The following is a 5,259-nucleotide window of genomic DNA, read 5'->3' as shown; positions in this document are numbered from 1 at the left end:
ATTTAATTTCGTTAATAAATAAATTTTATACAAAGTGGATTGCTTCAGGCGATGCCTTCGCAATGACGATTAAAAATAATTTTGCAGTTCTTAATAACAATGTGGCTTTCGCTTCTGCGTGCCTTGACTACTGTCCACCTTTGGTGTGGCAAGCCCATTGTGTAATGCAAGGGGTTCGCCAAGACTATTGTCCGCCTTTGGCGAGGCGTCCTGTTGGAAAAACCCCTTGTTATCTAACTTCAATTACTTTCGATAGCTTATCAAGGAAAATAAAAAATCCTTGTTTAGTTATAAATAATTTATTTTATAGGAGGAATTCAATGAAGAATTCTAAAAAACTATTTCTTATCGTTTTATCAGTTTTAATCGTTGCTTTTGTTTCTTGTAAAAGTAATGAAGACCAGAAGGCGGTTCATCAACTTTCACAGTTTCCTCTATCGTAGGAACTTGGACAAGCACAGTAGACTCAAATAATACTTTTACTGTGGCAGATAATGGCAATGTGACTTTCAATGCTGGAAGCTCATCGGCTACTCTTACCATAACAAGTTGGGATACCGATAAAGACCAAGTAGTTGCTCAATATGCAATAACTTTATCTGGTAATCTTGGTTCAACACAAACTAGTTTCACATTTACATTCAAAAGCGCAAATAGTTGCGATTTATCAATGCAAGGGCAATCTGGAGTTGAACCATTTACAAAATAATAAAATTTTAAATTAAAAAAACTGATAAAAAACATAAGATAAGAAAAAAGCGTCATATTTAATGTGGCGCTTTTTATTTAACCGTTGCATACATTTTTATGCAAAGCAATCCAAAATAAAATCAATGAATTTCTCCCCAGTTTTTGCCTTTATGAATATCTACCGTTATTGGAACATTTGTTTTAACCGAGCGCTCCATTATATCTTTCATAACTTTCATTGCCTTATCAGATTCTTCTTCGGAAACTTCCACGACCAATTCGTCATGAACTTGCATAACTATTTTTGCCGTTTTGAAATGATTTTTAAATTCTCTATGAATTCCAATCATTGCAACTTTAATCATATCGGCTGCGCTTCCCTGAATCAAAGTATTCAAAGCCATTCTTTCCGCTTCGTTTCTTGCCATAGCGTTTGATGAGTTAATAGTTTTCGATAAATCTCTTATTCTTCCCATCATTGTTCTAACATAGCCTTTATTTTTCACTTCGTTAATAACTTCTTCACAGAAAGGTTTGACTCTCGCGTAAGTTTCAAAATATCCTTTTATAAAATCTTCCGCTTCCTTTCTTCTTATATCAAGTTCTTTTGAAAGTCCGAACGCCGTTTTTCCGTAAATTATAGAAAAATTAATTATCTTTGCCGTATTTCGCATAGAAGGAGTGACATGCTCTTTACTTACCGAATATATTTTCATTGCAGTTTTTTTATGAATATCATCGTTATTTTTGAACGCCGCTATCAATACGGGGTCCCCACTGAAATGCGCGAGCAATCTTAATTCTATTTGCGAATAATCTGCGGCTATAAGCAAATTTCCTTTTTCGGCTATAAAAGTATTTCTAATATCTCTGCCTTCGTCTCCGCGAACTGGGATATTTTGCAAATTAGGTTCTGAAGAAGATAATCTTCCCGTTGCCGTTACCGTCTGATTAAACGATGCATGAATTCTGTTTGTAGATTTATTAACCAATGTTGGAAAAACATCCAAATAAGTATTTTTTAATTTCGCATATTTTCTATAACTCATCATATCTTGAGCTATTTTATATTTTTTTGAAAGTTCGCTTAAAACTTCTTCATCCGTGGAAAATCCCGTTTTAGTTTTTTTTGTCGGAGGAAGTCCCAGTTTATTAAAAAGCATATATTCGAGCTGTTTCGGAGATTGCAAATTAAATTCTTCATTCGCTTCTTTAAATATATTTTTTTGAATTTTATCCAGAAGCAAACCGTATTCTTCGGAAAGTTTTTTCATTTTTTCCGAGCTTATATAAACTCCGTCAAATTCCATATCTCCGAGAACTTTTATCAAAGGCATTTCTATATTAAAAAATAAATCTTTAAGTTCCATACTTTCTATAAGCGGAGCAAAACATTCGTAAAGTCTAAAAGTTATGTCGGCATCCTCGCATGCATATTCAACGACTTCTTTCAAATCCACATCGAGCAGAGTTTTTTTAGCGCCGTCCGTTATGTCTCCATATTTTATCGTATTGTAGGATAAATAACTCATTGCCAAATCGTCCATATTGTATCGGCTTCTTGTAGGATTGATAAGATATGCGGCAACCATAGTGTCGAAATACATATTTCCGAAATTTTTATTTATCGCCCGCATCATTTTATATTCGTATTTCAAATTATGTCCGATTATTTTTATATCTTCTTTTGCCAAAATGTCGAATACCGATTTTAAGCAGGATTCGATATTTATTTTTGTTCTTCCGCTAATATCCAAATAAAAAGCTTCTTTCAATTTTATTGCAAACGAAATTCCGATTATTTTATCTTTAAAAGTGTCGAGTCCCGTAGTTTCAAAATCAACGCAGACTAATTTTTTATTATTTATATCGTTTAGAAGATTTTTTAATTCCGTTTCGTTTTCTATCAAATAATAATTCGCTTTGCTTTCTTTTGCGCTCGATATTTTTATTTCGTTATTTTTTTCTTCGTTTTTTGATTCGCCCGAAATTTTTACTTTTTCTTGTTTTTTTGAATCGCCGTTTTTAGATACATTTGAAATATAAGAATTGATTTTTTCTCTGATTTGTTTTAATTCCAAATCGTCAAGAATTTTATTAACTTTTTCAATATCTATTTTATTATTTTCAATTTCTTTATAATCTAAATTTAATTCTTCTATATTTCTTTTTATAGTCGCAAGTTCGTAGCTCATGTAGGCTTTATCTTTGTCGTTAATCAATCTTTCTTGCAATTTTCCCTGAATAGAATCTATATTTTTATAAATTCCGTCCAATGTTTTATACTCTTCCAAAAGTTTAACCGCGGTTTTTTCGCCGATTCCTTTAACGCCCGGAATATTGTCGGAAGCGTCTCCCATCAATGCGAGCAAATCTATAATTTGATTAGGATAAACTCCTCTTTTTTCTTTAACAGTTTCGGCATCGTATTCTATAAGTTCGTTATCTTTATTGCTTGCCACGACATTGACATCTTTATCTACAAGCTGAAGAATGTCTTTATCGGGAGAATAAATTATAGTTTTTATATTTTCTTTTTTATTTCTTTCGGCAATATGCCCGATAATATCGTCCGCTTCGTAATTATCCAAAACTATTTTTGAAATTCCGAGAGCGTCAATAAGTTCGTAAAGTATTGGAATTTGACTTCGCAAATCGTCTGGCATGCTTTCTCTATTTTCTTTATATTCTTTATAAATTTCGCTTCTAAAAGTTTTCCTCGAACTATCCAAAGCGATTGCCGTATATTCGGAAGGATAAGTATTTATTAAAGAAAAATAAGTTCTCAAAAAACCGTTTATAGAAGAAACATTTTGCCCTTTGGAATTCAAAAGCGGTCTTTTCAAAAAAATAAAATGATATCTATAAAGGATACCGAAAGCGTCAATAATTAGAAATCTTTTTTTCATAATTTTTATTATACTATAAAATATTTATAAGTAAAGAACGGAAATTATATTGTCATTCGCCGAAGGCGTCCCGTAGGGAACGAGCGATTGCCGAAAGGCACACAGGGTGAGCGAAGTAATCCAAATAAATTAGAATTTGATTTTAAAATTTAATTCCATTAATAGTGGATTGCTTCGCCTATAAATAGTCTCGCAATGACTAAATTTTTTTGAATTTTTTTTATTTTAAACTGTTGACAAAAAATTCTAAATATCGTATAATTCAACCATTATGTTATTAAACCTATTAAATAATATTTACGGCTCGACCGCGAACCGCGAACCGCGAACCGCGAACCGCGAACCGCGAACCGCGAACAAAGTAGTTTAAACTTTTTTAATTCTTTTAAAGACAAACTTTTATTTATTCAATCTTTTTTAAGTTCAATTAATTTTTTAAATGTATTTATTCGTTTTGCAAAACTTTGTCATTACGAGGCTATTTATAGCCGAAGTAATCTATTCTGTGTGGATTGCTTCGCTCACGCTCGCAATGACAAATTTAAAATATGCAATGACAATAAAAATAATTTTGCAAATATAAATTTAGTTAAATCTTTTTTAACTTCAATTAATTTCGATAGCTTATCGGAGAAAATTAAAAATCTCCGTTTAGTTATAAAAAAAATTCAAACAAGGAGGATATTCAAATGAGGAATATCACAAAAATTTTTATCGTAGTATTTTCGTTAATACTATTATTTGCCGTGAGTTGCAGTAATGACGACAAAACGGGAGTCCCAAACAATCCGCCTGAAAACGATACGGAAATCACGGACGGCGGAACGGGAAGCGGTTCTGGTAGCGGAAGCGAAACTGGAGGAAGTGGAACGGAAACAGGCGGTGGTTCTGGAACAGGAACTGGTGGCTCTGGAGAAGGAGGAACAGGAACGGGAGGCGATAGCGGTTCTGGAAGCGGAAGTGGAAGCGGCTCTGGTGAAGGCGGTGGTGGAACGGAAACTCCTCCAAGCGAACCTGAAACTGTAACTGAAATAGAAGCAAAAGATTTTCCTGCAGATTTACTAGGATACTATGCTCATTCGACTACTGGATGTCATGATATTCGAGTTTATACTGAAACAGAAGGAGGAATTCAAAAAACTAGGATTTATGTAATGTTTATTAGAGACGATGATAATAATTCGAAACCGTGGCATGATGTTGGGATTGAAAAATGGAAGAAAACAACCAAAGGCGAAAAAATTATTAAACTTGAAGGTGAAAACACCCTCGGTTATACAATTACTTTTGATTACGAAACTAAAACTTTAAGCGGGACATTTATATCTGGTGAGCTAAAATACTCATTTAAAAGCGGAGCAAAAAGGTAAATAGCCTTAACATTAAAATATAAAGGAGAATATTCAAATGAGAAATATCAAAACAATTTTTATTTTAGTGTTATCGTTAATACTATTACTTGCCGTAAGTTGCAGTAATGACGACAAAACGGGCGGCGAAACTGAAACCACTGTAACTATTGACGCAAAAGATTTTCCTGAAGGTTTAAAAGGAAGATATAAAGATGATAAACTTGCTTCGTCTGGATTTAGTGGATATAATTTTGAAACAGAAGTTTCTTATTATGTAACAACTAAAAAAACTAAAATAGAAGGAAGTT

General features: G+C 32.9%; 5 protein-coding genes. 4 read left to right on the top strand and 1 reads right to left on the bottom strand.

Annotated features, from left to right (window positions below; genetic code table 11):
- Positions 1-443: hypothetical protein (locus tag ACR0QS_RS10710; RefSeq protein ID WP_432633439.1), on the top strand; the 443-nt coding region annotated here is incomplete at its 5' end.
- 41 nt (positions 444-484) lie between these two features.
- Positions 485-709, top strand: coding sequence for a hypothetical protein (locus ACR0QS_RS10705; protein WP_432633438.1), 225 nt, complete (start codon positions 485-487; stop codon positions 707-709).
- A 121-nt stretch (positions 710-830) separates the two neighbouring features.
- On the opposite strand, the gene polA is transcribed toward ACR0QS_RS10705, so the two are convergent.
- Positions 831-3,599 carry a DNA polymerase I gene (gene polA, locus ACR0QS_RS10700; RefSeq protein WP_432633437.1) on the bottom strand — a complete coding sequence of 923 codons (2,769 nt, stop codon included), beginning with the start codon at positions 3,597-3,599 and terminating at the stop codon, positions 831-833.
- A 689-nt stretch (positions 3,600-4,288) separates the two neighbouring features.
- On the opposite strand from polA, the gene ACR0QS_RS10695 reads away from it, so the two are divergent.
- The gene (locus ACR0QS_RS10695; protein ID WP_432633436.1) at positions 4,289-4,969 is read left to right on the top strand and encodes a hypothetical protein; all 681 of its coding nucleotides are present in this window, start codon (positions 4,289-4,291) and stop codon (positions 4,967-4,969) included.
- 37 nt (positions 4,970-5,006) lie between these two features.
- Positions 5,007-5,259 (top strand): hypothetical protein (locus ACR0QS_RS10690; RefSeq protein WP_432633435.1); only part of this gene is annotated, 253 nt, incomplete at its 3' end.

It is taken from the genome of Brachyspira sp. (assembly GCF_050873525.1).
Lineage (GTDB): Bacteria > Spirochaetota > Brachyspiria > Brachyspirales > Brachyspiraceae > Brachyspira.
Note: the sequence above shows the minus strand (reverse complement) of the source record. Positions and strands in the feature narration are given on the sequence as shown.